Source organism: Streptomyces sp. NBC_01264 (assembly GCF_026340675.1).
GTDB lineage: Bacteria > Actinomycetota > Actinomycetes > Streptomycetales > Streptomycetaceae > Streptomyces.
This window is the reverse complement of the sequence record NZ_JAPEOX010000001.1, coordinates 6,535,825-6,560,845: the sequence shown is the minus strand read 5'-3', so window position 1 is coordinate 6,560,845 and position 25,021 is coordinate 6,535,825. Positions and strand designations below refer to the sequence as shown.

22 protein-coding genes and 2 pseudogenes are annotated in these 25,021 nt (G+C 70.9%); 15 read left to right on the top strand and 9 right to left on the bottom strand.

The annotated features are described in order from the left end of the window. The first annotated feature begins 112 nt into the window (after positions 1–112). Positions 113–1,144, top strand: coding sequence for a glycoside hydrolase family 6 protein (locus OG435_RS30840; protein ID WP_266881180.1), 1,032 nt, complete (start codon positions 113–115; stop codon positions 1,142–1,144). Positions 1,145–1,178: 34 nt separating this feature from the next. Here the strand turns inward: OG435_RS30840 and OG435_RS30835 are convergent, their stop codons facing one another. The 3 genes from OG435_RS30835 to OG435_RS30825 form a co-directional block, all read right to left on the bottom strand. Continuing rightward, complete coding sequence (locus OG435_RS30835) at positions 1,179–3,191, bottom strand: kelch motif-containing protein (protein WP_266881179.1); 2,013 nt, start codon at positions 3,189–3,191, stop codon at positions 1,179–1,181. A gap of 3 nt (positions 3,192–3,194) precedes the next feature. Beyond that, positions 3,195–4,946: a glycosyltransferase family 2 protein gene (locus OG435_RS30830; protein WP_266881178.1), complete on the bottom strand. Its 1,752-nt coding sequence runs from the start codon at positions 4,944–4,946 to the stop codon at positions 3,195–3,197. Positions 4,947–5,106: 160 nt separating this feature from the next. Then, a complete protein-coding gene (locus tag OG435_RS30825) occupies positions 5,107–5,733 on the bottom strand; it encodes a C39 family peptidase (RefSeq protein WP_266881177.1) in 627 nt (208 codons plus the stop codon). A 56-nt stretch (positions 5,734–5,789) separates the two neighbouring features. On the opposite strand from OG435_RS30825, the gene OG435_RS30820 reads away from it, so the two are divergent. Together OG435_RS30820 and OG435_RS30815 are read left to right on the top strand one after the other, a co-directional pair. Further along, positions 5,790–6,113 carry a plasmid mobilization protein gene (locus tag OG435_RS30820; RefSeq protein ID WP_266881176.1) on the top strand — a complete coding sequence of 108 codons (324 nt, stop codon included), beginning with the start codon at positions 5,790–5,792 and terminating at the stop codon, positions 6,111–6,113. After that, positions 6,110–6,598 carry a hypothetical protein gene (locus tag OG435_RS30815; RefSeq protein ID WP_266881175.1) on the top strand — a complete coding sequence of 163 codons (489 nt, stop codon included), beginning with the start codon at positions 6,110–6,112 and terminating at the stop codon, positions 6,596–6,598. The genes OG435_RS30820 and OG435_RS30815 overlap by 4 nt, the downstream gene beginning before the upstream one ends. A 39-nt stretch (positions 6,599–6,637) precedes the next feature. Here OG435_RS30815 and OG435_RS30810 read toward each other — a convergent pair. Beyond that, a pseudogene (locus OG435_RS30810) lies at positions 6,638–6,808 on the bottom strand (thiamine-binding protein); the annotation flags it as partial. Positions 6,809–6,864: 56 nt separating this feature from the next. Between OG435_RS30810 and OG435_RS30805 the strand changes: the two are divergent. The 5 genes from OG435_RS30805 to OG435_RS30785 all read left to right on the top strand — a co-directional run bounded on the left by OG435_RS30805 (position 6,865) and on the right by OG435_RS30785 (position 12,927). Further along, positions 6,865–8,337 (top strand): recombinase family protein, encoded by a 1,473-nt coding sequence (locus OG435_RS30805; RefSeq protein WP_266881174.1) that lies wholly within the window; start codon positions 6,865–6,867, stop codon positions 8,335–8,337. 454 nt (positions 8,338–8,791) lie between these two features. Next, positions 8,792–9,436, top strand: a complete 645-nt coding sequence (locus OG435_RS30800; protein ID WP_266881173.1) for a hypothetical protein — start codon at positions 8,792–8,794, stop codon at positions 9,434–9,436. A 227-nt stretch (positions 9,437–9,663) separates the two neighbouring features. Further along, positions 9,664–10,242, top strand: coding sequence for a recombinase family protein (locus OG435_RS30795; RefSeq protein WP_266881172.1), 579 nt, complete (start codon positions 9,664–9,666; stop codon positions 10,240–10,242). A 793-nt stretch (positions 10,243–11,035) separates the two neighbouring features. Continuing rightward, positions 11,036–12,247, top strand: coding sequence for a helix-turn-helix domain-containing protein (locus OG435_RS30790; RefSeq protein WP_266881171.1), 1,212 nt, complete (start codon positions 11,036–11,038; stop codon positions 12,245–12,247). A gap of 299 nt (positions 12,248–12,546) precedes the next feature. After that, the gene (locus tag OG435_RS30785; protein WP_266882327.1) at positions 12,547–12,927 is read left to right on the top strand and encodes a hypothetical protein; all 381 of its coding nucleotides are present in this window, start codon (positions 12,547–12,549) and stop codon (positions 12,925–12,927) included. A gap of 118 nt (positions 12,928–13,045) precedes the next feature. Here the strand turns inward: OG435_RS30785 and OG435_RS30780 are convergent. Continuing rightward, positions 13,046–13,183 (bottom strand): annotated as a pseudogene (locus OG435_RS30780) (thiamine-binding protein); the annotation flags it as partial. Next, on the bottom strand, positions 13,180–13,524 hold the full coding sequence (locus OG435_RS30775; RefSeq protein ID WP_266881170.1) for a DUF3817 domain-containing protein: 345 nt from the start codon (positions 13,522–13,524) through the stop codon (positions 13,180–13,182). The gene OG435_RS30775 and the pseudogene OG435_RS30780, both read right to left, overlap by 4 nt. A gap of 203 nt (positions 13,525–13,727) precedes the next feature. Here OG435_RS30775 and OG435_RS30770 point away from each other — a divergent pair, with 203 nt between their 5' ends. The 5 genes from OG435_RS30770 (at position 13,728) to OG435_RS30750 (ending at position 17,083) form a co-directional block, all read left to right on the top strand. Beyond that, positions 13,728–14,366 (top strand): AIM24 family protein, encoded by a 639-nt coding sequence (locus OG435_RS30770; RefSeq protein ID WP_266881169.1) that lies wholly within the window; start codon positions 13,728–13,730, stop codon positions 14,364–14,366. Beyond that, positions 14,366–15,016: an AIM24 family protein gene (locus OG435_RS30765; RefSeq protein WP_266881168.1), complete on the top strand. Its 651-nt coding sequence runs from the start codon at positions 14,366–14,368 to the stop codon at positions 15,014–15,016. The genes OG435_RS30770 and OG435_RS30765 overlap by 1 nt, the downstream gene beginning before the upstream one ends. A gap of 11 nt (positions 15,017–15,027) precedes the next feature. Next, on the top strand, positions 15,028–15,831 hold the full coding sequence (locus tag OG435_RS30760) for an AIM24 family protein (protein WP_266882230.1): 804 nt from the start codon (positions 15,028–15,030) through the stop codon (positions 15,829–15,831). Between the two features lie 69 nt (positions 15,832–15,900). Further along, on the top strand, positions 15,901–16,377 hold the full coding sequence (locus OG435_RS30755) for a MarR family winged helix-turn-helix transcriptional regulator (RefSeq protein WP_266882228.1): 477 nt from the start codon (positions 15,901–15,903) through the stop codon (positions 16,375–16,377). Positions 16,378–16,498: 121 nt separating this feature from the next. Continuing rightward, positions 16,499–17,083: a PepSY domain-containing protein gene (locus OG435_RS30750; protein ID WP_266881167.1), complete on the top strand. Its 585-nt coding sequence runs from the start codon at positions 16,499–16,501 to the stop codon at positions 17,081–17,083. A 78-nt stretch (positions 17,084–17,161) separates the two neighbouring features. Here the strand turns inward: OG435_RS30750 and OG435_RS50765 are convergent, their stop codons facing one another. The 3 genes from OG435_RS50765 to OG435_RS30740 form a co-directional block, all read right to left on the bottom strand. Further along, positions 17,162–17,236 (bottom strand): 50S ribosomal protein bL37, encoded by a 75-nt coding sequence (locus OG435_RS50765; protein WP_099895366.1) that lies wholly within the window; start codon positions 17,234–17,236, stop codon positions 17,162–17,164. A gap of 40 nt (positions 17,237–17,276) precedes the next feature. Beyond that, a complete protein-coding gene (gene meaB, locus OG435_RS30745) occupies positions 17,277–18,272 on the bottom strand; it encodes a methylmalonyl Co-A mutase-associated GTPase MeaB (protein WP_266881166.1) in 996 nt (331 codons plus the stop codon). 72 nt (positions 18,273–18,344) lie between these two features. Beyond that, on the bottom strand, positions 18,345–19,541 hold the full coding sequence (locus OG435_RS30740; RefSeq protein ID WP_266881165.1) for an acetyl-CoA C-acetyltransferase: 1,197 nt from the start codon (positions 19,539–19,541) through the stop codon (positions 18,345–18,347). Positions 19,542–19,678: 137 nt separating this feature from the next. Here OG435_RS30740 and mce point away from each other — a divergent pair, with 137 nt between their 5' ends. After that, on the top strand, positions 19,679–20,107 hold the full coding sequence (gene mce / locus OG435_RS30735) for a methylmalonyl-CoA epimerase (RefSeq protein ID WP_008738238.1): 429 nt from the start codon (positions 19,679–19,681) through the stop codon (positions 20,105–20,107). 181 nt (positions 20,108–20,288) lie between these two features. Next, positions 20,289–24,878: a polarized growth protein Scy gene (scy, locus tag OG435_RS30730; RefSeq protein ID WP_266881164.1), complete on the top strand. Its 4,590-nt coding sequence runs from the start codon at positions 20,289–20,291 to the stop codon at positions 24,876–24,878. Positions 24,879–25,021 lie beyond the last annotated feature (143 nt).

Sequence of the window (25,021 nt, the reverse complement as noted above, 5' to 3'; positions counted from 1 at the left end):
CGCCCTCCCCCCGCCCGGCCGCACTCGGCAGTGTCGCGCTCTGCCCTGACTGCCCGTTATGTCACGATGACCCGGCCCGCAGCCGCCCGCCCCTTCGCCCCGAGGAAGCCGGATGCCAGCCCCCCGCAGAGCCCCGCGCAGCCGCCCCGTGACCCTCCTCACCCTGGCCCTCGCCCTCACGGCGGCAGCCGCCTGCTCACCCACCCCCACCGCCCAGCCGGAATCCGCCCCGCCCCACCACCCGGCAGGGATCGGCCTCGTCGACGAGTCCCCGTTCTGGGTGGACCCGCAGAGCGACGCCGCCCGCCAGGTCGCCGCCTGGGAGGCGCAGGGCCGCAACAGCGACGCCCAGGTGCTGCGCCGCATCGCCGACCGGCCGATGGCCCTGTGGGGCCCGGCCGGCGACCCCGGCCCGGAGATCCGACGGGCCCGGGCGAGTGCCCGTACGGCCGGCCGCACCCTGGTCCTCGTCGCGTACAACATCCCGCACCGCGACTGCGGCCAGCACTCGGCGGGCGGAGCCAAGGACGCCGCCGCGTACCGGAGCTGGATCGGGGCCTTCGCCGACAACATCGCCGACACCAAGGCCCTGGTCGTCCTGGAGCCGGACGCGATCCCGCACCTCGTGGACGGCTGCACCCAGGCCGGCCACCGCGACGAGCGGCTGCGGCTGCTCTCCGAGGCCGTCGACCGGCTCAAGCGCAACAAGAACACCAAGGTCTACCTGGACGCCGGCAATCCGGCCTGGATCCCGGACCAGCGGAAGCTGGTCGATCCCCTCTACGAGGCCGGACTCGACCGTGCCGACGGCTTCGCCCTCAACGTCTCCAACTTCCAGCCCAGCGCGGCCGGCCGGGAGTACGGCGCCGCCCTCTCCAAGGCGACCAAGGGCAAGCACTTCGTCATCGACACCAGCCGCAACGGCGACGGCCCGCTCCAGGGCGACCGCGCCCAGGCCTGGTGCAATCCGCCCGGCCGGGCCCTCGGTACGCCCCCGACCGACGGTACGGGCGACCCGCTCGTGGACGCGTACCTCTGGGTCAAGCGCCCCGGCGAATCGGACGGCACCTGCCGCGGCGGCCCCCCGGCGGGCACGTGGTGGCCGGACTACGCCCTGGGCCTGGCCCGCCGCGCCACGGACTGAGGGCGCCGCGGACTGAGGGCGCCCCGGATCCGGGCTAGCTCAGCCAACCGTCCCTGGACGTCGGTGGCTTCGGCGGCGCCGGCTCCGGGGCCGGCCGGACCCGGATCCACTTCGCCACCGACGGGGTGCCGTCCGCGTCCGTCACGAACAGCATGTACCAGCCGGGCGGCACCAGCGTCGGGTCCGCCGGCACGGCGACCGTCACCGTTCCGGCCGTCTTCTCCAGTCCGAGCTCGATCGAGCGCTGCTCCACGTCGGTGGTGTGCGTGACCGCGCTCGGCCGCATCAGCCGGGCCCGCTGGATCCGCTCCGCCTCCGGTGCCGGGAAGGTGGCGCGGCCGCCGGGCCCGACCTCCTCGGGCCCCTCCCCCAGGACCGGCCGCAGCGCCGGGGCCCGGTACAGGTACGGCGGGCTGTAGACCTCCAGCCGGTGTTCGAACCGGCCCAGTCTGGTGTTGTCCTTGTCCGCGAAGAGCGGGTCGGAGCCGAAGGTCGCCACCCGGCCGTCCGGCAGCAGCAACGCCTCGGAGTGGTAGTTGCGCCCGACCTTGGGGGCCGCGGCGGCCACGAAGGTGTCCGTGCGCGGGTAGTAGAACTGCGCCTTGCGGATGTCGCTGGCGCCGCGGCCCCGGTAGTCGGCGGAGCCGCCCGTGGTGAAGACGGAGTCGTCGGGCAGCAGCACGCTGCTGAGGTAGCGCACGCCCTGCGGCAGCCGGGCCGTCGACCGGAAGACCGGCACCTCGGCCTTGAGGTCCACGACCGCCGTCCGGTCGGTGGACAGCCGGGACTCGCCGACTCCGCCGCCGCCGAGCACCATCACCTTCTGGTCCTGGGCCGGCGGGAGCAGGACCGACGAGGAGGTCTCCAGCTGGTCGGCGTCGGCCAGTCCGCCGACCGTGCGGTACTGGTTCGTCGCCAGGTCCCACACGCCGGGCTCGCGCCCCTTGCCCTTGGGCCCGTAGCCCGCGTTGGAGCCGGTGTAGAGCAGTTTGCCGCCCTGGGTGAGGAAGAGGGCGGGGTAGGTCGGGAAGTAGCGGAAGGGGCCCTTGGACCACTTCTTCGTCTTCGGGTCGTAGTACTCGTTGTCGCCGGGGACCACGTCGCCCACGTCGTTGAGCCCGGACACGGCGAGGACCCGCCCGTCCTGGAGGCCGACCAGGGTCGGGTACCAGCGGGCGTCCCGCATCGGGTCGACCGGTACGTACTTCTCCGCCACCGGGTCGAACTCGTAGGCGGACTTGATGCCCTGGAAGTCCTGCTTGTCGGCGCTGAGCCGCTCCGCGAGCCCGTAGACGTTGCGGGCGTCCTTGGCGGTGAGCCCGGCCACCTCGTACTGGGCGGCCTGGGTGGTCAGCCCCGCGGCGCCCTCGCGGACCGCCTCCACGAAGACGCGCGCCTCCGCGGCGACCACCTCGGTCTTCCACGGCATCATCTGCCCGCCGCGCCCGTAGGCGACCTCGAACCGCCGGATGGCCTTCGGGACGGTGACGGCGAACTTCGACACGTACTCGACGCCGGAGGGGGACCGGAAGACGGTCCCCTTCGCCAGGGTGACCGCCTTGTCGGGGCTCTCGTTCTTGACCCGCATGCCGCCGCCGGCCCGGGTGACCTTCCCGCCGAGCACCTCGTAGCGCGCGGTCCCGCCGGCGACCAGGAGCTGTCCGTCGGGGAGTTGGCTGTGGCCCGAGCAGAAGAAGTCCTCCGGGGTCGGGATCTTCTTGAAGCTGTCGTCCTGCGGGTTCCACAGGACGGTGGAGAAGGTGCCCTTGTCGAAGTTGCGCTGGTCGTTGCCGGAGCCGGCGATCAGCAGCACCTTGCCGGTGCGCAGCAGCGCCGCGTGCATCGCGTTGATCCGGTACTCCTCGGGGAGGGTGGTCAGCCCCCAGGAGCCGTACTGGGCGCGGTAGCCGGCCTGTCCGATCTTGTACGAGTGGTAGCGGTCCCCGGCGAAGGAGAGCGCGGCGGGTGCGTTGAGCGCGAGCAGCAGGGCGGCGGCCGAGGCGCCCAGGGCCGTCTTCTTGAACCGTTTCGAAGGCCGGTAGTCCATGGCTCAGTTCCCTCCCGCGGTCGTCGCGAACGCCTGCTCCGGCTCGGGGCCCGCGCCGGGCGCACCCCGGGCCGTCCGGGCGCGCAGCTCCGTCACGGCCCATACGGCCGGCGGGGCGAGGGTGACGGCCAGGGCGAGCACCGCCCAGACGCGCATGGCCGCGTGGGTGTGCTCGTAGCGCACGGAGGCCGCGAGGGAGACGAGCAGGACGGCGGCCCAGAAGAGGTGGATGCGGAAGGTCGCGGGCCGGTCGGGGCTGGCGGTGCCGCCCTTGGGGGTGACGACGAAACGGCCGCGGGTGCGCAGCACCGCCGAGCCGAGCGACCTCAGGTAGACGGGCGCGCAGACGGCCGACATGGCCATGCCGGCGAGCCCGCCGGAACCCTCCGGCTCGTGGGGCGAGACGTTGTGGCGGCGGTTCCACAGGTACAGGCCGACCTGGAGGGCGGCGGCGTCGGTGTAGAGCATCAGCCAGACCTCGGAGGAGACCTGGGTGCCGGAGGCGCCGAACCACAGGAACAGCACGCAGCTGAGGACGCCGAGGAGCCAGTTGACGGCGGTCATCGGGTAGTAGACGAGCATCAGGGTGTAGTTGAGCCAGCGGCCGGGGGGCATCCGGAAGCAGCCGCGCCAGTACTGCCGCAGGAGGGTCTCGTACGTCCCTCTCGACCAGCGCAGCTGCTGCGTGAAGAAGTCGGTCCAGGTGCTCGGCCCCTCTCCCACGGCGAGCACGTCGGGGGTGTAGACGGACCGCCAGAACCGCCCGGTGCCGGGGTTCCTGCTCCGGTGCAGCTCGAAGCCGGTGGCCATGTCCTCGGTGAGGGAGTCGTAGAGCCCGCCGACCTGGCGCAGGGCGCTGATCCGGACCGCGTTGTTGGTGCCGACGAACATGGGGGCGCCGTAGCGGTTGCCCGCGCGCTGGATCAGGGCGTGGAAGAGGTACTGCTGGGATTCGGCGGCCTTGGTGACCGAGGCGGTGTAGTTGCCGTAGACCTGCGGGCCGACGACGAAGGCGATGTCGGGGTCGCGGAAGAAGCCGAGCATCCGCTCCAGGTACTGGGGAAGCGGCACGTGGTCGGTGTCCACGGAGGCGAAGTAGTCGTACTCCGCGCCGTGCCGGGCCAGCCAGGAGTTGTAGTTGCCGTGCTTGGTCCGCGCCCGGTGCGCCCCCTTCGCCGTGTTCCACCCGGGGACGCCCTTGCGGGTGAAGTGGCGTACGCCGAGCTCCGCGCACAGCTCCCTGGCCCCGGGGTCGTCGCCCTCGTCGAGCAGCCAGACGTCGAGCGGCCCGTCGTGGCGGACGGCCACGGCCCCGCGCAGGGTGGCGGCCGCCATGGAGAGCGGTTCCTTGCCGGGGACGTAGGTGGTGAGGAAGGCGACGCGGGTGCCGGGCTCGGCGGGGGCCGGGACGGGGTCCCGGGCGACCATCGTGGCGTGGGCGACGGAGACCACGTTGACCACCATGAAGAGCATGATCAGGGCGACGGATCCGAGCATCACGGTGTCGAGCCGCACGAGCCAGCCCTCGCCGCCCTCCCGGACGGTCCGGTGCGTGGGCCAGACGAGGTAGAGCAGCAGCCCGGTGGCGGCGGCGGGGGCGAGGGTCATGAGCGCGACGGCCCGTATTCGGGTCCGGAGGTCCTCGCGGGCGAGCAGGGAGCGGTACCTCACGCGGTAGGCGACGGCGGGATCCGGCTCCTCACAGGGGCCGGCCAGCCTGCTGTGGGTCCCGTAGTCGAAGGCTTCCTGCCGCACGGTTTCCTCCAGCGCTCGAAACCGGGGTACGTACCCCAACGAAAGGGGAGATACCTCAGCCAGTCGAACGGGATGCACCCGACCGGGCGGTTCCGTTCCGTGCCCTGGCGGCCAGGGCCGAACGGGTCACCGCACCGGGCGCGGGGCGCCGGCCGCGCCCTCAGCCGGCCCGGCCGCCGATCAGGATGCCGCGTCCGGCGTAGAACCGGTCCAGGTCGGCCCAGGGGACGGGCGCGTACTGCTGCGAAGCACCGGGGAAGCCGGAGGGATTGTGCACCAGGACGGAGTCCTCGGTGGCCCCGACGGCGAGCACCAGATGACCGCCCCGGGCCTCGACGGCGGGGGCCAGGGTACGGATCGACCAATGGACCGACAGCATCGCCAGACCGCCCGCGGCGAGCGTGTCCCGGACGGTCTGGTGGTCCAGTACGGGCACCGAGCGGGCGTCCAGGCCCCAGCGGGCGTTCACGTACTCGGCGAAGGGCCGGTAGATCAGCCCCTGCACGGAGTCCCCGTCCCGCACGTACGCCCCGGCCCCGCAGGCCTCCTTCACCAGCTCCACCGAGGGCGGCACCGTCAGCCCCAGCCGCCCGAGCACCATCCGCAGACAGGCCACGCCGCACATGCGGGGCGCCCAGAAGGCGTACTCCTCGGCCGAGTCCGCCCCGGACCCGCCCCATAGCGGATCCCGCGCCGCATCGCCGCCCGCGACGAACTCGGGCACGAGCGCGGCGGACTCCCACTGGGAGTGGTACGGGACGGCGTGCTTGATCGTGGAGGTGGCCATGGGTCCAGAGTCTGCCAGGCCTGGCCGGAGCGTAATACGCGTCATACACTACGGCTGTGGCCAAGACCAGGATCAGCATCAGCCTCGAGCGGGAACAGGCCGAGCGCATCCGGCAGCATGCCGAGCGAGCCGGCCTGGACGTCTCCGCGTACCTCGTGCACGCCGCGACCCGGCAGATGGCCGAGACCGAGGCCGTAGAGGCGCAGTTCGCGGCCGTGGACGCCCTGATCGCGGCGGCCGAAGCCGAGGCCCCGAACGCACGCCACGCGGACGCGGCCGTCCCGGAACTGACGGAGCGGGAGCGGCAGGAGGTCGAAGCCGCCCTCGATCTCGTCTACGGGGCGGATCGATCCGGTGCGCGTTCCGGCGAAGCCGCGTGAGCCCGGCGAGGGTCCCCGTCTACGACACCGGGATGCTCATCGCTCTCGCCGACCGCAAGGCCAAGGCGGTCCACCTGCACGAGGCCCTGAAGGAGACCCCGCACCGGGCCCTCGTCCTCGGGCCCGTACTGGCACAGGTGTGGCGGCCCAACCCCGCACTGGTCCATGCCCTGGCCACGACGCTCAGGGACTGCTCCGTGCCGCAGGCACGGACTTCGGCCCCGCCGATGCGCGAGACCGGGGCGGGCCGTCCCGAGTGCATCGCCTGCGCGACGGGATTCGACCTGCCGGACTGGCGCCGCATCGGCACCGCCCTCGGGGAGGCGGAACTCCCGCCGAAGAAGCGGCCGGACGCAGTGGACGCCCTCGTGGCCCTGGCCGCCGCGAAGCACGGCAGTGCGGTGATCTTCACCAGCGACCCCGAGGACATCACCGCGTACCTGTCGGTGCTCGATCCGCCCGACGTGCACGTCCAGGCCGTGTGAGCCGACGGACCGTGCACGCCGGGGGACCGTGTGATCCGGTCAGCCCCCGGCGAGGTGGCGTTCCACCGTTTCCATCTTGGACGTCATGCCGTCCGTGACGCCGGGGCGGATGTCGGCCTTGAGGATGAAGGAGACCCGCGGGGCGCGCTCCTCCACGGCGGCCACCGCGCGCTTGACCACGTCCATCACCTCGTCCCACTCCCCGGAAAGCAGGTAGGTCTGACAACATAGGACCCCTGTGTTTGGGGTGGGAGGGGGATTCAGGCATGCGCATTGCCATTTACCTGCGGTTGTCGCGAGAGTCGGACGACTCCGCATCTCTGGAAACGCAACGCCAGGCGGCCCAGCGGTGGCTGCTGGCGAACGGGTACGACCCCGCTGACGCCGTGGAGTACCCGGACGCCGGGGTGTCCGGCGCCAAGCCACTTGAGGCGCGAGAGCAGATGGGTGCGCTCATGGCCTCTCGCCCTGATCTCGTCATCGCGTGGAAGCTGGACCGGTACGCCCGCAGCGTGTCCGAGTTCCTCCGGCTCGTCGCGTGGGGCGAGCACTACGGCGTGAAGATCGCGACCACTGACGGCACGATCAACACGCTGACCCCGACCGGCCGCATGGTTGCCGTGGTGCTCGCGGCGCTGGCGGAGTGGGAACGCGAGATGATCAAAGACCGCATCACGGAAGGCCACGCCACACGTCGTCAGCAAGGGCGCTGGGCATCGGGGCGCGCTCCTCGCGGTTACCGGATCGTACGACGTGACGACGCCGCCTACCTTGAGGTGCACCCGGAGGAGGCTTCGGCCATCCGTGAAGCCATGACCGCCCTGGTGAACGCTGGGACGGTAGCCGGCACAGCCCGGATCGTCGGTGTCAGCGAGCCCCAGTGGCGACGACTGCTGAAAGCCCCGACCCTGCGTGGCCAGCGGGCGCACAAGGGTGAGCTGATTACGGCCGCCGATGGTGTCACCCCCGTCCAGTTCGCGGACCCGATCCTCTCCGCTGCGGAGTTGAAGGCGGCACGCGACCGCATGGAGGCACTGGCCACGGGCAAGAACCGCGCCCCGCGACGTGCCACACCCATGTGCTCCGACATGTCCGTGTGTTACCGGGGCTGCAAGCTGAACGGAGGAACGTCGGATAAGGGCGTACCGCTCTACCGCTGCAAGGCGGGCCACACCACCATCTATGCGGAAACTCTCGACCAGCGGGTACGGGACGAGTTCCTGAAGGTGTTCGGCGGTATGAGGGAAGTCCTAATCCACCTTGAGGGCGGCAACGATTTGTCGGCGGACATGGAGGAGATCCAGGAGCAAGCCGATCGAGTCGCCGAACGCATGGCGACGGCGGGCATGCTGATGCTGCCGACCCTTGAGCGCAAGGCGAAGGAGTTGGAGGACGCGTACACGCGTCTGCTGGCCGCACACGATCCGGAGACCCGAGAGGTGGCCGTACCGACGGGGCGCACGATGGGCCAGGCGTGGGAGGCCGAGGACATGGCCGGGCGTCGGCGCCTCCTCACGCTCGCCAATCTTCGGGTGACCCTGCACCCGCGTGAAGCGGCGGATCGCCTGACGGTCGAATGGGGTCCGGAGCCGGAGGACGTCGCGGAAGCAGAGCTTGCCGCCATCGCCAGGATCGAAGGCGAAGCACCGGCCCGCAGGGTCGACCTGCTGACGCCGGAACAGCATGAGGAGATCCGACGGGACCTGTTGGCTGACGTAGCGCGACAAGAGGCCTCATAAGCCCGCCTGAGCTTCCGTCACGACCCGTCGCTGGGGAAACCCGGTGGCGGGCCGTCTGGCGCTCCTGTGAGCGCGTGAGGCGCCGGGGCGCTGTCAGCCGATACCCCTACGGTCGTCGGAGGGAGAGTGTGACGGTGTGACGAATGACGGTGTTGGGCACCGTTCCAACTTCTCTTCTATGTGGTTTTGTTGTTCACTTCTCTCTCTTCACCTAAACGAGGTTTGACCAGGGGTTTCATAGACAGCTGGGATCACTCTTTGAATGGTTCTCGGGTCACCTTTGGTCACCTGTGGGGGTCCTCGATCGCTTCGCGATCTGCGGACAGCGGGGAGAGAAGGTGTTGCAAGTTGCTATTGAGGGGGTTTGGCACATTTGAGTAAGTACATAGCTGACACGACAGCACGCAAGGCACTCGAAGCAGCTAGCGAGTACGCCGACAGGGCCGCAACGCCCATGCCGTTCGTTTGGAACGGGGCTCAGTGGACCACTCCGGCCGGTGAGTGGCGGGACTGGCCGCTGATCCGCCGAGATATGGGCGGTTGGCTGCGCTCCCTGGTGGAGGGGGTGGAGGCGGATGCGTCCAACAAGGAACGTCAGAGAGCACTGCGGGAATCCCTGGACGAGGCACGGAACAGGGCGGAGGATGCACAGAGCGACGAGGAGCAGGAACACCACTACGCCGAGGTGGGCAGGCTGCGCCAAGAGCTGGACTCCCTCCCCGCACCGGCCGAAGTTGCACCCTCCGTCGTCCGCGATATCGCCACCGTGGCATCTGAGGTGGAGTCCGCGTCCGACGCCCGCGCCACTCAGCTCCTCTCGCTGGCTTCCCAGTTCGACGCCTTCCGCGCCCCGCTGAATGATCCGGCCGCATGGGTCCGGATGCTGGGGACGGCACCGCACAGCGCGCACGTCCGCACGTCGGTCGTGTGGGAGGCATTCTGTGCGGCGGAACCGGTACTCGCTCGGAACATGGGGACGACGGCGGGCAAGCGCGCTTTGTTCACAGCGATGGACAAGCGCTTCGGTGCACGCCGGAAGCTGGCCGGCTACGAGGGATGGCGCGGGGCCGTGGCACCTGAGGCGGACCCCAGGGGATGACCCCTGGAGCACCACCCGCAGCACCGGTTAGGTGCTCACCCGCTCGGTGCGTACGGGTCTGGGGAGGACGGTTGCAGCGCGTGACCACTGACGCCCGTCTCTCAAACGATGGTTTATGAGACACCTGCGACAGCACCCCGAGGGCACCCGATCCGTGTTTCAAAACCCGTCTCAGAACCCCTCGAAAACCCTTGAGGTTTTGAGACGGGTTGTGCGACGATCTCTGCATGACGACGACCACAGGACACCTGATCGGATACGCCCGAGTCTCCACCGATGACCAGGAAGCACAGTTGCAACACGACGCGCTGACTGAGGCAGGCTGCGCCCGGATCTTCACGGACAAGGCGAGCGGCAAGAACACGGACCGCCCGGAGTTGACGGCCGCGCTGGACTACGCCCGCCCCGGGGACACCCTGTGCGTGTGGAAGCTGGACCGGTTCGCTCGCTCGCTGATCGACCTCGTGACCCTGGTGGACTCGCTCGCTGCGCGTGGGATCGGCTTCAAGGTGCTGACGGGTGCGCTGGCGAGCATCGACCCGAACACCCCGGACGGGCGGCTCATGCTTCAGGTGGTGGGCGCCATGGCGGAGTTTGAGCGGAGCCTGATCAAGGACCGGACCCGGGCGGGTCTGGACGCTGCCAGGGCTCAGGGACGCGTGGGCGGCCGTCCGGCCGTGATGGACGCGGACAAGCTCGCTGCGGCTAAGGCCAGGAAGGCCAAGGGAGAGAGCGTCACGGCCATTGCCAAGGCCCTCGGGGTGTCCCGCGCAACGCTGTACCGGGCGCTGGACGAGAGCAAGTAGCCCGTACCTCCGAGAGACCGTCTGCCCGCTGTGGTGGACGGTCTTCCTGCTATCTGGGGCTATCGGTCTTCCTCGGACGGCTGTGCTGGGCGAATCAATGTGAGGGAGAATGCTCGGCATGACGACTTGAAGAGCATCGGTCGGGCGACAGCGTTGGCGAAAGGTCGGGAGCTGGGACACGATTCCCGATGGCGATCGACGAGTCTGCGCCGCCTGCCGAACGCCCGTCTGCTCGTACCAGTATCGGTTCCATCCGCCCGAGTCCTCCATGTTCGAGCGCTGCATCGGACTCACCTGGTGTTCTAGCTGCCGGATCTACTCCGGCAACATGGTGTACGTCACCCGAAAGCGAGTCCTGGTCGACCTACTGGCTTCTCTCCCTCCTGAGCAGCGAGAGCGACTTCTACGTTCGGAAACGCGAGTGATCGAGTTCCTGGACCGCCAGGCCCGAGGCGGCAGAGGTTAGGGCCGGCGGCTGGCCGGAACCCGGGGCCGAAACAAGGCGTTGAGGCCACCGAGAGGAGGGTGCCTTCAAAGTTCAGCCGAAGTGCCCTCCGGCGATCCCGGCCCAAGCTCGGGATGCGCGCGCTAGGTGCAAGCCCTTTTCCCCGGTGCCATTGGCCACTTGATCAGTGGGAATGCCCCGCAAGGCACCCGAGAACGACCCTGTTAAGGGGTGGGGAGGGGGTCCGTAAGGGGCAGATCAGGGACCGCAACGTGATGGCGGGCCGCTCCCTGTACGGGTTTTGGCGTCGATCACACAGACGCACCACTCGGGCGTAGCTTCTGATTCATGGCTACTGAGCACCTGGGCGACCGCATGGCCAGACTGCGCCGACTCGCTGACCTCACTCAAGAGGGGCTTGCCGAGCGTTCCGGCGTGTCCGTGGACGTGATCCGGAAACTTGAGCAGCACCGGAAGCACAGCGCCCGCCTACCCACGCTGCATTCACTCGCCAAGGGGCTCGGTGTGGAGCTGACGGGCCTGCTGGGGGATCCGCCCGGCGTACCGTCCAGCGGCGATGCCGAACCGCCTCAGCTCGTAGCCGTGCGACGTGCGATCATGCCGCCCTTGTTCGCTTCGCCTGTTGAGCCAGCGGGGGTTGAACAGCTCTCACTGCCCCTTCTGCGGGCCGAACTGGCGGAGGGGTGGACGCTGTACCACTCGGCGGAGTTCGGCCGGCTCATGGACGTTCTGCCGGGCATCATCGCTGACGCGCGCCTACTCGCTGCGGTGGGAAATCCCGAACAACGCGCAGCCGGTCAAGCAGCACTGGGCAAGGCACTCCAGCTCGGCGGGCACCTCGCAATCCGGCTCGGTAAGACCGACCTGGCACTGTCCGCACTGGAGCGTGCCTACGCTGCCGCCGGGGATTCGTCGGACCCATTGCTAGCGCCGATGGTCTCCAACTCCGTGGCGTGGGCCTACCAGCGCCAGGCCCGGCTGGACGATGCCCGAAGTCTGGCCGTACACGCTGCGGACGGGGTGGAGCGGGAGCACACGGGCACGTCGGAGGGTGTCCGCGTGTGGGGCGGCCTGCTGATGTCTGCGGCTACGTCGTACGCCCGCAGCGACGACTACGAGACCGCCAACGACATGATGGTGACGGCCGAGAAGGCAGCCGGCCGTCTGGCGACGCTCCCGCCTCCCGTTGACGGCAAACTGGTGTCCGTGTTCAGCCGGTCGTCAGTGCGTATCGAGCGGGTTCGCCTGGCCGTCCAGCACGAACGGCCGGAGGAAGCCCTTTCCCTGGCCAAGGGAATGCGGCTCAGCCCGGACACTCCCCCGTCGTGGCGGACGTGGCTTCTGCTGGACGTAGCCCGTGCGCACACCGACATCGGGGACGCAGCCGGAGCCGTGAAGGCGCTTGAGAAGTTGCGGCAGGTGGCCCCAGGGTGGATGCGGCACCACACCTTGGCCGTAGCGATCGTGTCTGATCTCTGGGCAGGCTCGGCAAGGCCCCCGGGGCTGCGGAAACTGGCGACGTTCCTGGGGGTCGCCTAAGGGCGGAAAAGTAGGACGTTGCGTCCCTGTGTGCTCGCGCTGACTGGCGGGACGATCTCCGGCACGGGCAGACGACCGAAGGGCGCAGCGATGCCGACCAGCAGCGAGACCGACGCAACCCGGTTCGAATACGAGACCTTCGCTCCGGCGGGTGAGATGTGCCCCGCCTGCATGAGGCCGATCAAGACGCTTGAACGTTGCCGACGGGGGAGCCTTGAGAAGCCTGACGGGCCGGACGTGGTGGTGTACCGCCATATCGACTGTGCCGACCCGCAGGGGCTCAAGCGGAGGCGGACCCGGTGACCGGCTTCAAGCTGGGTGAGAAGGTGTTCGACCGGCAGCAGCAGAGCCGGGGCGAGATCGTCAAGCTCTACCCGGCCCCCACAGTGGTGCGGCTGATGGACTCGGGAGGGTTTCAGTGGATCGCCCGTACAGCATGCTGTGTGCCCCTTAGACGGCGCGCGCCACGGGAGAAGCCCCCGGTCCGCATCCCGCCGGGTACGGCCCCCGTGGACTGTCCGCCGCATGAACTCAAAGTCGGTGATCACGTCTTAGCCGGTGGGCACCTGATCCCGATTGCCGATCTCCGCTACCGGGCCGGAGCAACCCGAACGATGATCCTCCGCAACGGGGCCGTGTGCGTCGCTGAGCGGACCATCCGCGTCTATCGCAGGTACTAGGCTCCCGCCCCGCCGAGCGACGGCGAGCAGGACAGTTCGGCGTGGTCGGGCTTGCCCCGGTCGGCACTCTCCCCCTGTGCTGGCCGGGGCTTCCGTCATGACCTCAGAGCTGTACTCTTTCGCCCTCGATGGTGGTGAACATGGCGTCCGTGTGGTTCGGGAGCCCCGACGCGCGGACGACGCGGACCGCGTCCGCCACGTACTCGCCCACCTCTTCGCCGACGCCCAGCGGGGTCACCGAGAACGCGATCATCATGCGCGGGCCGCCTCACGGGCGCGGGCGGCGAGCACGCCGGCCGTCTCGTCGCGCTTGAGCAGGCGGTCGCCGTAGAGCCCGCCGAAGGGGACCAGCGCCAGCAGGAAGAACAGCGCGACCTTCTTCAGGGGCCACTTCGCCTTGAACCAGACGTCCAGCAGGAAGACGCCGTAGATGACGAACAGGATCCCGTGGATGACGCCGAGCGGCATCATCAGGTAGTCGATGTCCGAGATCCGGCTCAGCACCGAGCCGAAGAGCAGCAGCGCCGGGAACGAGAGCGCCTCCGGTACGGAGATGAGGCGCAGCCGGTGCAGGGCGGAAGCGGTCTTGATGTCCACGTGGAACCTTCGGGATGGATGCCGGGGGTCCGTCCCAGTGTCTCAGCCGCCCCGGGCGATCTTGGCGCGGGGCCCGGGGTCCCGGCGGACCGGGCCGGGACCCCGACCGGACCGAGCCGGACCGTGCCCGATCGTGCCGGACCGTGACGTATATCGGCCAACGGGCCCTGTTCGGTGCCGCCCACTGCGGATAACGTCTTCCCGTGGCTCAGTTCCGACTCCAAGGCAGCAAGGTGCTCGCCGTCGACCTGACCGGGGACGCCGTGAAAGCGAAGAACGGCGCCATGGTCGCGTACGACGGCCAGATGGCCTTCAAGAAGATGACCGGCGGCGGCGAAGGCCTCCGCGGAATGGTGACCCGGCGGCTCACCGGCGAGCAGATGACCGTGATGGAAGTGCAGGGTCACGGCACCTGCTTCTTCGCCGACCGGGCGAGTGAGATCAATCTGGTCAATCTGCGCGGCGAGAAGCTGTACGTCGAGTCCAGCAACCTGCTGTGCACCGATGCCGGCCTGCGCACCGGCACCACCTTCACCGGCCTGCGCGGTGCGAGCACGGGCAACGGCCTGTTCACCACCACCGTCGAGGGCAACGGGCAGGCGGCGATCACCTCCGACGGTCCGGCGGTGGTGCTGCGCGTCAGCTCCCAGTACCCGCTCTCCGTCGACCCGGGCGCGTACATCGCGCACACCGGCAACCTCCAGCAGTCCTTCCAGTCCGGCGTGACCTTCCGCACGCTGATCGGCGAGGGCTCGGGCGAGGCGTTCCAGATCCGCTTCGAGGGCGAGGGCCTGGTGTACGTGCAGCCCAGCGAGCGCAACACCATCGGGGGCGACGTCTGATGCCGTTCCGCGAGATCAACTCGAAGATGGTCGAGGCCCAGGTCGTACCGGGGCAGAAGATGTACAGCCAGCGCGGCGCGATGCTCGCGTACCGCGGCGAGGTCTCCTTCACCCCGAGCCTGACCGGCGGCCAGGGCGGCGTGATGGGCATGATCGGGCGCCGGGTGGCGAACGAGCAGGTCCCGCTGATGGAGGTCGAGGGCAGCGGCACCGTGATGTTCGGCCACGGCGGCCACCACATCCAGGTCATCAGCCTCACCGGCGAGACGCTCTACGTGGAGTCCGACCGGCTGCTCGCCTTCGACGGCACCCTCCAGCAGGGCACGATGTTCATGGGCGCGCAGGGCGGGGTCATGGGCATGGTGCGCGGCCAGGTGACCGGCCAGGGCCTGTTCACCACCACCCTCAAGGGCCACGGCTCGGTGGCGGTGATGGCCCACGGCGGGGTCATCGAGCTGCCGATCACCCCGAGCCGCCCGATCCACGTGGACCCGCAGGCCTACGTCGCCCATCACGGCGAGGTCCGCAACAAGCTGTCCACGGCGCTGGGCTGGCGCGACATGGTCGGGCGCGGCTCGGGCGAGGCGTTCCAGCTGGAGCTGTCCGGTCAGGGCGCGGTGTACGTACAGGCCTCCGAGGAGAAGCTGTGAACTTTGGTCCCGTGACCGGCGGCCCGGGTGGACCGACGGTCTTCGACCCGTACACCCTGCCGTCGGACGACAACGTCAACGCCTACACCTTCTGCGTGGAGCTCAAGGGGAGCCAGTGGTTCCTGCAGAAGGGCAAGATGATCGCCTACTACGGGCGCATCGAGTTCAACGGCATCGGCCACGGCCGGTTCGACCGGCTGCTGCGCACCAGCTTCCACTCGCCGCTGCACGCGAGCGACTGGGTGGTGGCCGAGGGCCAGGGCAAGATGCTGCTCGCCGACCGGGCCTTCGACGTGAACTCGTACGACCTGGACAACGGCAACCTGACCATCCGGTCGGGGAACCTGCTCGCCTACCAGCCCTCCCTCGCGCTGAAGCAGTCGATCGTCCCCGGCTTCCTCACCCTGATCGGGACCGGGAAGTTCGTGGCGGCCTCCAGCGGTCCGGTGGTGTTCATGGAGCCGCCGCTGCGGGTGGACCCGCAGGCGCTGGTGGGGTGGGCGGACTGCCCCTCGCCCTGCCACCACTACGACCACGGGTACATGTCGGGCGTGATCGGCGGCCTGCGCTCGCTGACGGGCATCGGGGGCTCCTCGGGCGAGGAGCACCAGTTCGAGTTCGTGGGCGCGGGTACGGTTCTGCTCCAGTCCTCGGAGATGCTGATGCCGGAGCAGGCGATCGGGGCCGTGGGGCCCGGGGCGGCCACGGGCCAGGCCCAGGGCGTTCCCGGCCAGGGACAGGGCCCGCTGGGGCAGCTCGGCGTACCGCGCATGCCGGGGCAGCTGGGTGACATCCAGAGGCGCTTCGGGCTGTAGGAAACCTCTCACCTCGCCGCATTTTTGTACGTAATTCAACTTCTTAGGTAGAGTTCTTTCATGGAGACCATCGAGACCGAGACGGCCACCCCCTGGCTGACCGACGCCGAGCAGTGCGCCTGGCGCACCCACCTGGACGTCAGCAGACTGCTGTCCCACCAGCTGGAAAGGGACCTCCAGCCGTTCGGGCTCACCAACAACGACTACGAGATCCTCGTGAACCTCTCCGAATCCGAGGAACACCGGATGCGGATGAGCGACCTCGCGACGTCGACGCTGCAGTCCAAGAGCCGGCTCTCCCATCAGATCACCCGCATGGAATCGGCGGGCCTGGTCCGCCGCGTGAACTGCGAGTCCGACCGCCGCGGGCTCTACGCCGTCCTCACGCCCGAGGGCATGGAGACGATGCGCAAGGTCGCCCCGCACCACGTGGCGTCCGTCCGCCGGCACTTCATCGACCTGCTCCCGCCGGACGCCCTCGCCGCGCTGCGCGCCGCGCTGGGACCGGTCGCCGACCACCTGCGCGCGGGCCGCGGCAAGGCCTGAGCCCCGGCCGGTCCCCGAGCGGCGGTCCTCGGCCGCAGGCCGGAGAATGGGTGGTAACGCTCGCTCGCCGGCCGCCGCCGAGCAACCGTAAGCGCCATGGCCGGCCTGAGGAGGTCACGCCATGAAGCGCACCCTGTACATCTCGTCGGCCGCGGCCGCCGCGGTCCTGCTGGTCGCAGGACCGGTGGCGGCCGCCGCCGCGTCCACGGCCGAAGCGGCCACCGGCAGCCTTTCCGCACCGCTGCGCGCCGCGGACGATGCCGAGGGGGCCGCCGCGGCGGCCCTCGAGAGGCACCCCGGAGTCATCGAGTCCCTCGGGTCCCGCGACGAGAACGGCTCGGTCTGGCACGTGAACGTGATCGGCGAGGACGGCAGCAACAAGGAGCTGCTCGTCACCGGAGCCACGGTCACCGTCAGGCACTCGAACCAGGACAGCGACGACAGGGACGAGGACGCCGCCCTGGTCGCCGCGAAGGTCACCGCCCAGGAGGCCATGAAGGCCGCGGTCGCGGCCCATCCCGGCCAGGTCAGGTCGGTGCAGTGGGACGACGATGGCGACAACAACACGACCTACTGGGACGTGGAGGTCAAGTCCGGCGACAGCACGACGAACGTCCACGTGGACCCCACGTCCGGCAAGGCCACCGTCTCCCACTCGGACAACGACAACGACAACGACGAGAACGACAGCAACGACAACGGCTAGCACCCCGCCCGGCCCGCACGTACGGAAGCCGCACCCCGTGGACGGGGTGCGGCTTCCGTGCGTGGTCACTGCTCACGGTCAGGCGTTGGGACGCTTTCCGTGGTTGGCCTTCTTCTTCTTGCGGGCTCGCTTCTTGTTGCCGCGCTTCGCCATGAAACCTCCCTGCGTCGGGGCATTCCGGGCGTTCGCCAGTCTATGACCGGCCCGCGGGCTCCGCATCCGATTCCGCCGCTTCCGTCAGGGTCGCGAGCAGCGCGTCCGAAGCCGCGTACGGATCCAGCTCGCCCCGCGCGACCCGCGCGGCCAGCGCCTCCAGGTGGGCGTCGCCGCGCACGTCGGCCAGCCGGGCCCGCAGGGCGGTGATCGCGATGGTCTCCACTTCCCGGGCGGCCCGGGCCGTACGCCGCTGCGCCAGCACCCCGCGCTCGTCCATCCACGCCCGGTGCTTCTCCAAGGCCTCGACCAGCTCGTCGATGCCCGTACCGCGCGCCGCGACCGTCTTCACGATCGGCGGGCGCCAGTCGCCCTTGCCCCGGGACTCCCCCAGGCTCAGCATGTGGTTCAGCTCCCGGGCGGTGGCGTCCGCGCCGTCCCGGTCGGCCTTGTTCACCACGTAGACGTCACCGATCTCCAGGATGCCCGCCTTCGCGGCCTGGATCCCGTCGCCCATCCCGGGGGCCAGCAGCACCACCGAGGTGTCCGCCTGCGCCGCGATCTCCACCTCCGACTGCCCGACCCCGACGGTCTCGACCAGGATCACCTCGCAGCCGGCCGCGTCCAGCACCCGGATCGCCTGCGGGGCGGCCCAAGCGAGCCCGCCCAGGTGGCCGCGGGTGGCCATGGAGCGGATGTACACCCCCGGGTCGGAGGCGTGGTCCGACATCCGCACCCGGTCGCCGAGCAGCGCGCCCCCGCTGAAGGGCGAGGACGGGTCGACGGCCAGGACGCCGACCCGCTTGCCCGCCTGCCGGTACGCGGAGACCAGCGCCGAGGTCGTGGTCGACTTGCCGACGCCCGGGGAGCCGGTGAGGCCCACCACGTACGCGTTGCCCGTCAGCGGCGCCAGCGCCGCCATCACCTCGCGCAGCTGCGGGGACGCCCCCTCGACCAGCGAGATCAGCCGGGCGACCGCTCGCGGCCTGCCCTCACGGGCCTGGGCCACCAGCTGGGGGACGTCCACCGCCGTCATACGTGCTGCGCTCCTCGGTTCTCGTACGGATACGGGTACGGCTACGGGTGCGGGCGGCCGGCCGCCCCTCCCCTACGGGACGCGGACGATCAGGGCGTCGCCCTGCCCGCCGCCACCGCACAGGGCGGCCGCGCCGACCCCGCCGCCGCGGCGCTTGAGCTCCAGCGCCAGGTGCAGCACCACGCGGGCGCCGGACATGCCGATCGGGTGACCCAGGGCGATGGCGCCGCCGTTGACGTTCACCTTTTCCGGGGTCACTCCGAGGTCCTTCATCGACTGCACGGCGACCGCCGCGAAGGCCTCGTTGATCTCGATGAGGTCGAGGTCCTCGACGCCGAGGCCCTCCTTCTTCAGCGCGTGCAGGATCGCATTGGAGGGCTGCGACTGGAGCGAGTTGTCCGGGCCCGCCACATTGCCGTGGGCGCAGATCTCGGCGAGCCACTCCAGGCCCAGTTCCTCGGCCTTGGCCTTGCTCATCACGACCACGGCCGCCGCACCGTCCGAGATCTGCGAGGAGGTGCCGGCCGTGATGGTGCCGTCCTTGGTGAAGGCCGGACGCAGCTTGCCGAGGGACTCGACGGTGGTCTCGGGCCGGATGCCCTCGTCCTGCGAGAACACCACCGGCTCGCCCTTGCGCTGCGGGATCTCGACCGGGGTGATCTCGGCCTCGAAGACGCCGTTCTTCTGCGCGGCGGCGGCGCGCTGGTGGGAGGTGGCCGCGAACGCGTCCTGCGGGGCCCGCTCGATGCCCAGGCGGGTGTTGTGCGTCTCGGTGGACAGACCCATCGGAATGCCCTCGAAGGCGTCGGTGAGACCGTCGTAGGCCATCGCGTCGAGCATCTCGACGGCGCCGTACTTGAAGCCCTCGCGGGACTTCGGCAGCAGGTGCGGGGCGTTGGTCATGGACTCCTGACCGCCCGCGACCACGATGTCGAACTCCCCGGCGCGGATGAGCTGGTCCGCCAGGGCGATGGCGTCGAGACCCGACAGGCACACCTTGTTGATGGTGAGCGCGGGCACGTTCATGGGGATCCCGGCCTTGACGGCGGCCTGGCGGGCGGGGATCTGGCCCGCGCCGGCCTGGAGCACCTGGCCCATGATCACGTACTGGACCTGGTCACCGGAGATCCCGGCCCGCTCCAGCGCGGACTTGATGGCGAAGCCGCCGAGATCGGCACCCGAGAAGGACTTCAGCGAGCCGAGCAGTCGCCCCATGGGCGTGCGGGCCCCGGCGACGATCACTGACGTGGTGTTGTTCGTTCCGGACATGGAGCACAGCCCCTTGAAGATGAGGAGTGAACGAGGGTTTACCCGAATGTACTGAGCGGTACCCGTGGCGTCACCGGCGCGTCAGTGTGATCGCGCGCACGTTGCGTAACCGCCCCCGGTAGCGCTGCACTGTGTCCATGCTGACAAGAATCGACCACATCGGGATCGCCTGCTTCGACCTGGACAAGACGGTTGAGTTCTACCGTGCCACGTACGGCTTCGAGGTGTTCCACTCCGAGGTCAACGAGGAGCAGGGCGTCCGCGAAGCCATGCTGAAGATCAACGAGACCTCCGACGGCGGAGCCTCGTACCTCCAGCTCCTGGAGCCCACCCGCGAGGACTCCGCGGTCGGCAAGTGGCTGGCCAAGAACGGCGAGGGCGTCCACCACATCGCCTTCGGCACCGAGGACGTCCAGGGCGACTCGGAGGCCATCCGCGGCAAGGGCGTCCGCGTCCTCTACGACCAGCCCCGCACCGGCTCGATGGGCTCCTCGATCACCTTCCTGCACCCCAAGGACTGCCACGGCGTTCTCACCGAACTGGTCACGAGCAACCCCGAGCACTGATGTCCCGTTTCCCCGGCCGGTAGAGTGGCTTTGGCTCGGCCGGGGTTCGGTGCGGGGACGGGGTCGGGGCCTGTATCGCCCGACCCGGGATCTGACACCATTCCCCGGGGGCGTCGTTCAGCGGGCGGACGGCGCTCGTTTGGGATCGGGCTTGCGACCAGGGGACGGATGGGACCGCGCTGTGCGGGGCTACGAAAGCCAGGAGAGCCATCAGGCCGAGGCCGACCATCTCTCGCGCTTCGAAGCCGAGATGGAGCGGCTGAAGAAGGAACGCGGGAAGGCCGTCCAGCACGCCGATGACCTGGGGTACCAGGTCGAGGTGCTGCGCGCCAAGCTCCACGAGGTACGCCGCAACCTGGCGTCCCGCCCCGCCTACGACGGCGCGGACATGGGGTATCAGGCGGAGCAGCTGCTCCGTAATGCCCAGATCCAGGCCGATCAGATGCGTTCCGACGCCGAGCGCGAACTGCGCGACGTACGGGCGCAGACCCAGCGCATCCTCCAGGAGCACGCCGAGCACCAGGCGCGGCTCCAGGCCGAGCTGCACGCCGAGGCCGTCAACCGCCGCCAGCGCCTGGACCAGGAGCTCAGCGAGCGCCGCCAGACGGTGGAAGCCCACGTCAACGAGAACGTGGCCTGGGCCGAGCAGTTGCGCGCCCGCACCGAGGCGCAGGCCCGCCGGCTCATGGACGAGTCCCGCGTCGAGGCCGAGCAGACCCTGAACACCGCGCGCGCCGAGGCCGCCCGGGTCGCCTCCGAGGCCACCCGCCGGCTCGCCTCCGAGAACGAATCCGCCCGCGCCGAGGCCGAGTCGACGCTGCTGCGCGCCCGCAAGGAGGCCGAGCGGCTGCTGACCGCCGCCTCCGCGCAGGCCCAGGAGGCCACCGAGCACGCCGAGCGGCTGCGCTCCACCACCTCCGCCGAGGCCGAGCAGACCCGTCGCCAGACGATGGACCTGGGCCGGGTCGCCGAACAGCGCACCCAGGAGGCCGAGGGTGCCCTGCGCGAGGCACGCGCGGCCGCGGAGAAGCTGCTCGCGGAGGCCAAGGAGAGCGCCGCACGGCAGCTCGCCTCGGCGGAGTCCGTCAACGAGCAGCGCACCCGTACGGCCAAGGAGCAGGTGGCCCGCCTGGTCGGCGAGGCCAACAAGGAGGCCGAGACCCTCAAGGCCGAGGCCGAGCAGGCGCTCGCCGATGCCCGCGCGCAGACCGAGCGGCTGCGCAAGGAGGCCGGCGAGCAGGCCCGTACCGCGGCGGCCGAGGACACGGCGGCCCAGCTCGCGAAGGCGGCCCGCACCGCCGAGGAGGTCCTGAACAAGGCCTCGGAGGACGCCCGCGCCACCACCCGCGCGGCGTCCGAGGAGGCCGAGCGGATCCGCGGCGAGGCCGAGGCGGAGGCCGAGCGGCTGCGCGCCCAGGCCGCGGCCACGGCCGATGAGCTCAAGGGCGCCGCGAAGGACGACACGGAGGAGTACCGGGCCCGTACGGTCGAACTCCAGGAGGAGGCCCGCCGGCTGCGCGGCGAGGCCGAGCAGCTGCGCGCGGAGGCCGTCGCCGAGGGCGAGCGGATCCGTGGCGAGGCCCGCCGCGAGGCGGTCCAGCAGATCGAGGAGGCGGCCCGCACCGCCGAGGAGCTGCTGGGCAAGTCCCGGGCCGACGCCGACGAGGTGCGCTCGGCGGCGAACACCGAGAGCGAGCGGGTCCGCGGCGAGGCCGTCGAGCGGGCCACCACCCTGCGCAAGCAGGCCGAGGAGACCCTGGAGCGGACCCGCGCCGAGGCCGACCGGCTGCGCGCGGAGGCCGAGGAGCAGGCCGAGTCGGTACGGGCCGAGGCGGACGCCGCGGCCGCCGTGCGGCGCGAGGAGACCGAGCGGGCGCTGTCGGCGAAGCGGGAGGAGGCCGACGAGGAGCTCGTCCGGCTGCACACCGACGCCGAGGGACGCCTGACGACCGCCGAGCAGACGCTGCGCGACGCCCGGGCTGCCGCCGAGAACATCCGCAAGGAGACCACCGAGGAGAACGACCGGCTCCGCGCGGAGTCGGCCGAGCGGATCCGCACGCTGCAGACGCAGTCGGAGGCGGAGGCGGAGCAGCTGCGCACCGACGCCGCCGAGGACGCCGGCCGGGTCCGCGCGGAGGCCGAGCAGGCCGCCGTACGGCTGACCGGCGAGGCCGAGGCCGAGGCGGAGCGGCTGCGCTCCGAGGCGCAGGAGACCGCGGACCGGCTGCGCGCGGAGGCCAAGGCCGCCGCCGAGCGGGTCGCGCAGGAGGCCGCGGAGGCGCTGGCCGCCGCCCAGGAGGAGGCCGCCCGGCGCCGCCGGGAGTCCGAGGAGACGCTGGCTTCGGCGCGTACGGACGCGGAGAGCGAGCGGGCGCAGGCCCGGGAGGAGAGCGAGGAGCTCCTCGCCCAGGCCCGCAAGCGTTCCGAGGAGGCCACGGCCGAGGCCGTCTGGCTCACCGAGGAGGCCGAGCGGCGCGCGTCCGAGGTGGTCGCGGCGGCCGAGGCCACCGCCCAGCAGGTGCGCGAAGCCGTGGCCGGACTGCACGAGCAGGCCGAGGAAGAGGTCGCGGGACTGCGCAGCGCGGCGGAGCATTCCGCGGAGCGCACGAAGACGGAGGCCGAGGAAGAGGCCGGCCGGGTCCGCGCCGACGCGTACGCGGAGCGGGAGCGGGCCACCGAGGACGCCAACCGGGTCCGCAGCGAGGCGCGCACCGAGACGGACGCGGCGAAGGCGCTGGCCGAGCGGACGGTCGGCGACGCGATCGCCGAGGCCGAGCAGCTGCGCACGGACACGGCGGAGTACGCGCAGCGGGTGCGTACGGAGGCCACCGACGCGCTGGCCGCCTCCGAGCGCGACGCGGCCCGTACGAAGGCCGACGCCCGGGACGACGCCAACCGGATCCGCGGCGAGGCCGCGGAAGCCCTGGAGGCCGCCCGCACCGAGGGCGGCCGGATCGTGGCGGAGGCCACGGCCGAGGCGGAGCGCCGCACCGAGGAGACCCGCGCAGCCAACGAGGCCACGGTCACCGCGGCCGCGGCGGAGGCGGCGCGGCTCACGGCCGAGGCCGAGGCCGCCGCCGAGGCGACCCGTACCGAGGCCGCGGGCACGCTGGACGAGGCCCGCTCCGAGGCGAACCGGCTGCGCACGGAGGCGGCCGAGCAGGCGGACCGCCTGATCACCGAGGCGGCGTCGGAAGCCGATCGGCTCACCGAGGAGACCCGCGCGGCCAACGCGCTGACCGTCGGCGAGGCCGAGGCCGCGGCCGAGGCGCTGCGGGCCGAGGCGGCCGCCACCCTGGACGGGGCGAAGGCGCAGGCCGAGCGGCTCACGGAGCAGGCCGCGCAGACGCTGGCCGGGGCCGAGCGGGACGCGACGGGGATCCTCATCGACGCGCGCGCCGAGGGCGACCGGCTCGTCGAGGAGACGCGCACGGCCAACGAGGCCACCGTCGGCGAAGCCGCCGCGGAGGCCGACCGGCAGCGCGCCGAGGCGGCGCGCACGCTGGACGACGCCCGCGCGGAGGGCGGCCGGATCATCGGCGAGGCCACCGCCGAGGCGGACCGGGTCACGGTCGCGGCCAACGAGACGCTGGCGGGTGCCGAGCGGGAGTCCGAGCGGATCCTGGACGAGGCCCGCTCCGAGGCGGGCCGGATCCGTACCGAGGCCGCCGAGCAGGCGGACCACCTGATCGGCGAGGCCGTCGCCGAGGCGGACCGGCTCACCGAGCAGACCCGCAAGGACACCGAGCGCACGGTCGGCGAAGCGGCGAACGAGGCCGAGCGGCTGCGCGCCGAGGCGTCCGAGGCACTGTCCTCGGCGCAGGAGCACGCGACCCGCACCCGGTCGGAGGCCGAGCGGGTCAAGGCCGAGGCCGCCACGGAGGCGGAGCGGATCCGCACCGAGGCGCGCACCGCGTCGGAGCGGGTGCTGGACGAGGCCCGCGAGGAGGCCAACAAGCGCCGCAGCGAGGCCGCGACCCAGGTCGACCGGCTCATCACGGAGGCCTCCTCGGAGGCCGAGAAGCTCACCGGGGACGCGCAGAAGCAGGCGCTGGCCGCCACGACGGCGGCCGAGGAGCAGGCGGACGCGATGGTCGACGCGGCGCGCAAGGAAGCCGCGCGGATCACCTCGGAGGCGACCGTGGAGGGCAACTCCCTCGTGGAGAAGGCCCGTACGGACGCCGACGAGCTGCTGGTCGGGGCGCGCAGCGACGCGTCGGCCATAAGGGATCGTGCGGAGGAGCTGCGCGGCCGCGTCGAGGCGGAGGTCGAGGAGCTGCACGAGCGGGCCCGTCGCGAGTCGGCCGAGCAGATGAAGTCGGCCGGCGAGCGCGTGGACAAGCTGGTGCGGGCGGCGACCGAGCAGAGCGTCGAGGCCGACGCGAAGGCCAAGGAGCTGGTGTCGGACGCGAGCAGCGAGGCGAGCAAGGTCCGCATCGCCGCGGTGCGCAAGGCGGAGGCGCTGCTCAAGGAGGCCGAGCAGAAGAAGGCCGAGCTGGTCCGGGCCGCCGAGGGCAAGCTCGCGGAGGCGACGGCGGAGGCCGAGCGGCTCGTCGACGAGGGCCGGCGCGAGCTGGAAGTCCTCGTGCGCAGGCGCGAGGACATTCAGGCGGAGATCTCCCGTGTCCAGGACGTTCTTGAGGCGTTGGAATCATTCGAGGCGCCTTCGGGCGGCGGAAAGCCCGGGGTCGGCGGCCAGGGCGCGGGGGGCGTGAAGGCCGGTGCGACAGCGGGTTCCACTCGATCGGGTGGCAAGACGTCAGAGGGCTAGTCAGCGCACTCGACTCTGTGCTCCTGATGGAGGTTCAGGCGAACGAGTGACAAGCATTCTGTCGCCTTGCCACTCAAAAGGGGTGTCATTGTCCAGATCAAACGCGGATTGACTCGATGACACGCCGTCTTGGCGCCTAGGAT

Excerpts from the sequence above, each read along its gene's own strand:
- OG435_RS30840 (WP_266881180.1), top strand. The coding sequence starts at position 113 with ATGCCAGCCCCCCGCAGAGCCCCGCGCAGCCGCCCCGTGACCCTCCTC.
- OG435_RS30835 (WP_266881179.1), bottom strand. The coding sequence starts at position 3,191 with ATGGACTACCGGCCTTCGAAACGGTTCAAGAAGACGGCCCTGGGCGCC.
- OG435_RS30825 (WP_266881177.1), bottom strand. The coding sequence starts at position 5,733 with ATGGCCACCTCCACGATCAAGCACGCCGTCCCGTACCACTCCCAGTGG.
- OG435_RS30805 (WP_266881174.1), top strand. The coding sequence starts at position 6,865 with ATGCGCATTGCCATTTACCTGCGGTTGTCGCGAGAGTCGGACGACTCC.
- OG435_RS30800 (WP_266881173.1), top strand. The coding sequence starts at position 8,792 with ATGCCGTTCGTTTGGAACGGGGCTCAGTGGACCACTCCGGCCGGTGAG.
- OG435_RS30795 (WP_266881172.1), top strand. The coding sequence starts at position 9,664 with ATGACGACGACCACAGGACACCTGATCGGATACGCCCGAGTCTCCACC.
- OG435_RS30790 (WP_266881171.1), top strand. The coding sequence starts at position 11,036 with ATGGCTACTGAGCACCTGGGCGACCGCATGGCCAGACTGCGCCGACTC.
- OG435_RS30765 (WP_266881168.1), top strand. The coding sequence starts at position 14,366 with ATGCCGTTCCGCGAGATCAACTCGAAGATGGTCGAGGCCCAGGTCGTA.
- OG435_RS30750 (WP_266881167.1), top strand. The coding sequence starts at position 16,499 with ATGAAGCGCACCCTGTACATCTCGTCGGCCGCGGCCGCCGCGGTCCTG.
- meaB (WP_266881166.1), bottom strand. The coding sequence starts at position 18,272 with ATGACGGCGGTGGACGTCCCCCAGCTGGTGGCCCAGGCCCGTGAGGGC.
- OG435_RS30740 (WP_266881165.1), bottom strand. The coding sequence starts at position 19,541 with ATGTCCGGAACGAACAACACCACGTCAGTGATCGTCGCCGGGGCCCGC.
- mce (WP_008738238.1), top strand. The coding sequence starts at position 19,679 with ATGCTGACAAGAATCGACCACATCGGGATCGCCTGCTTCGACCTGGAC.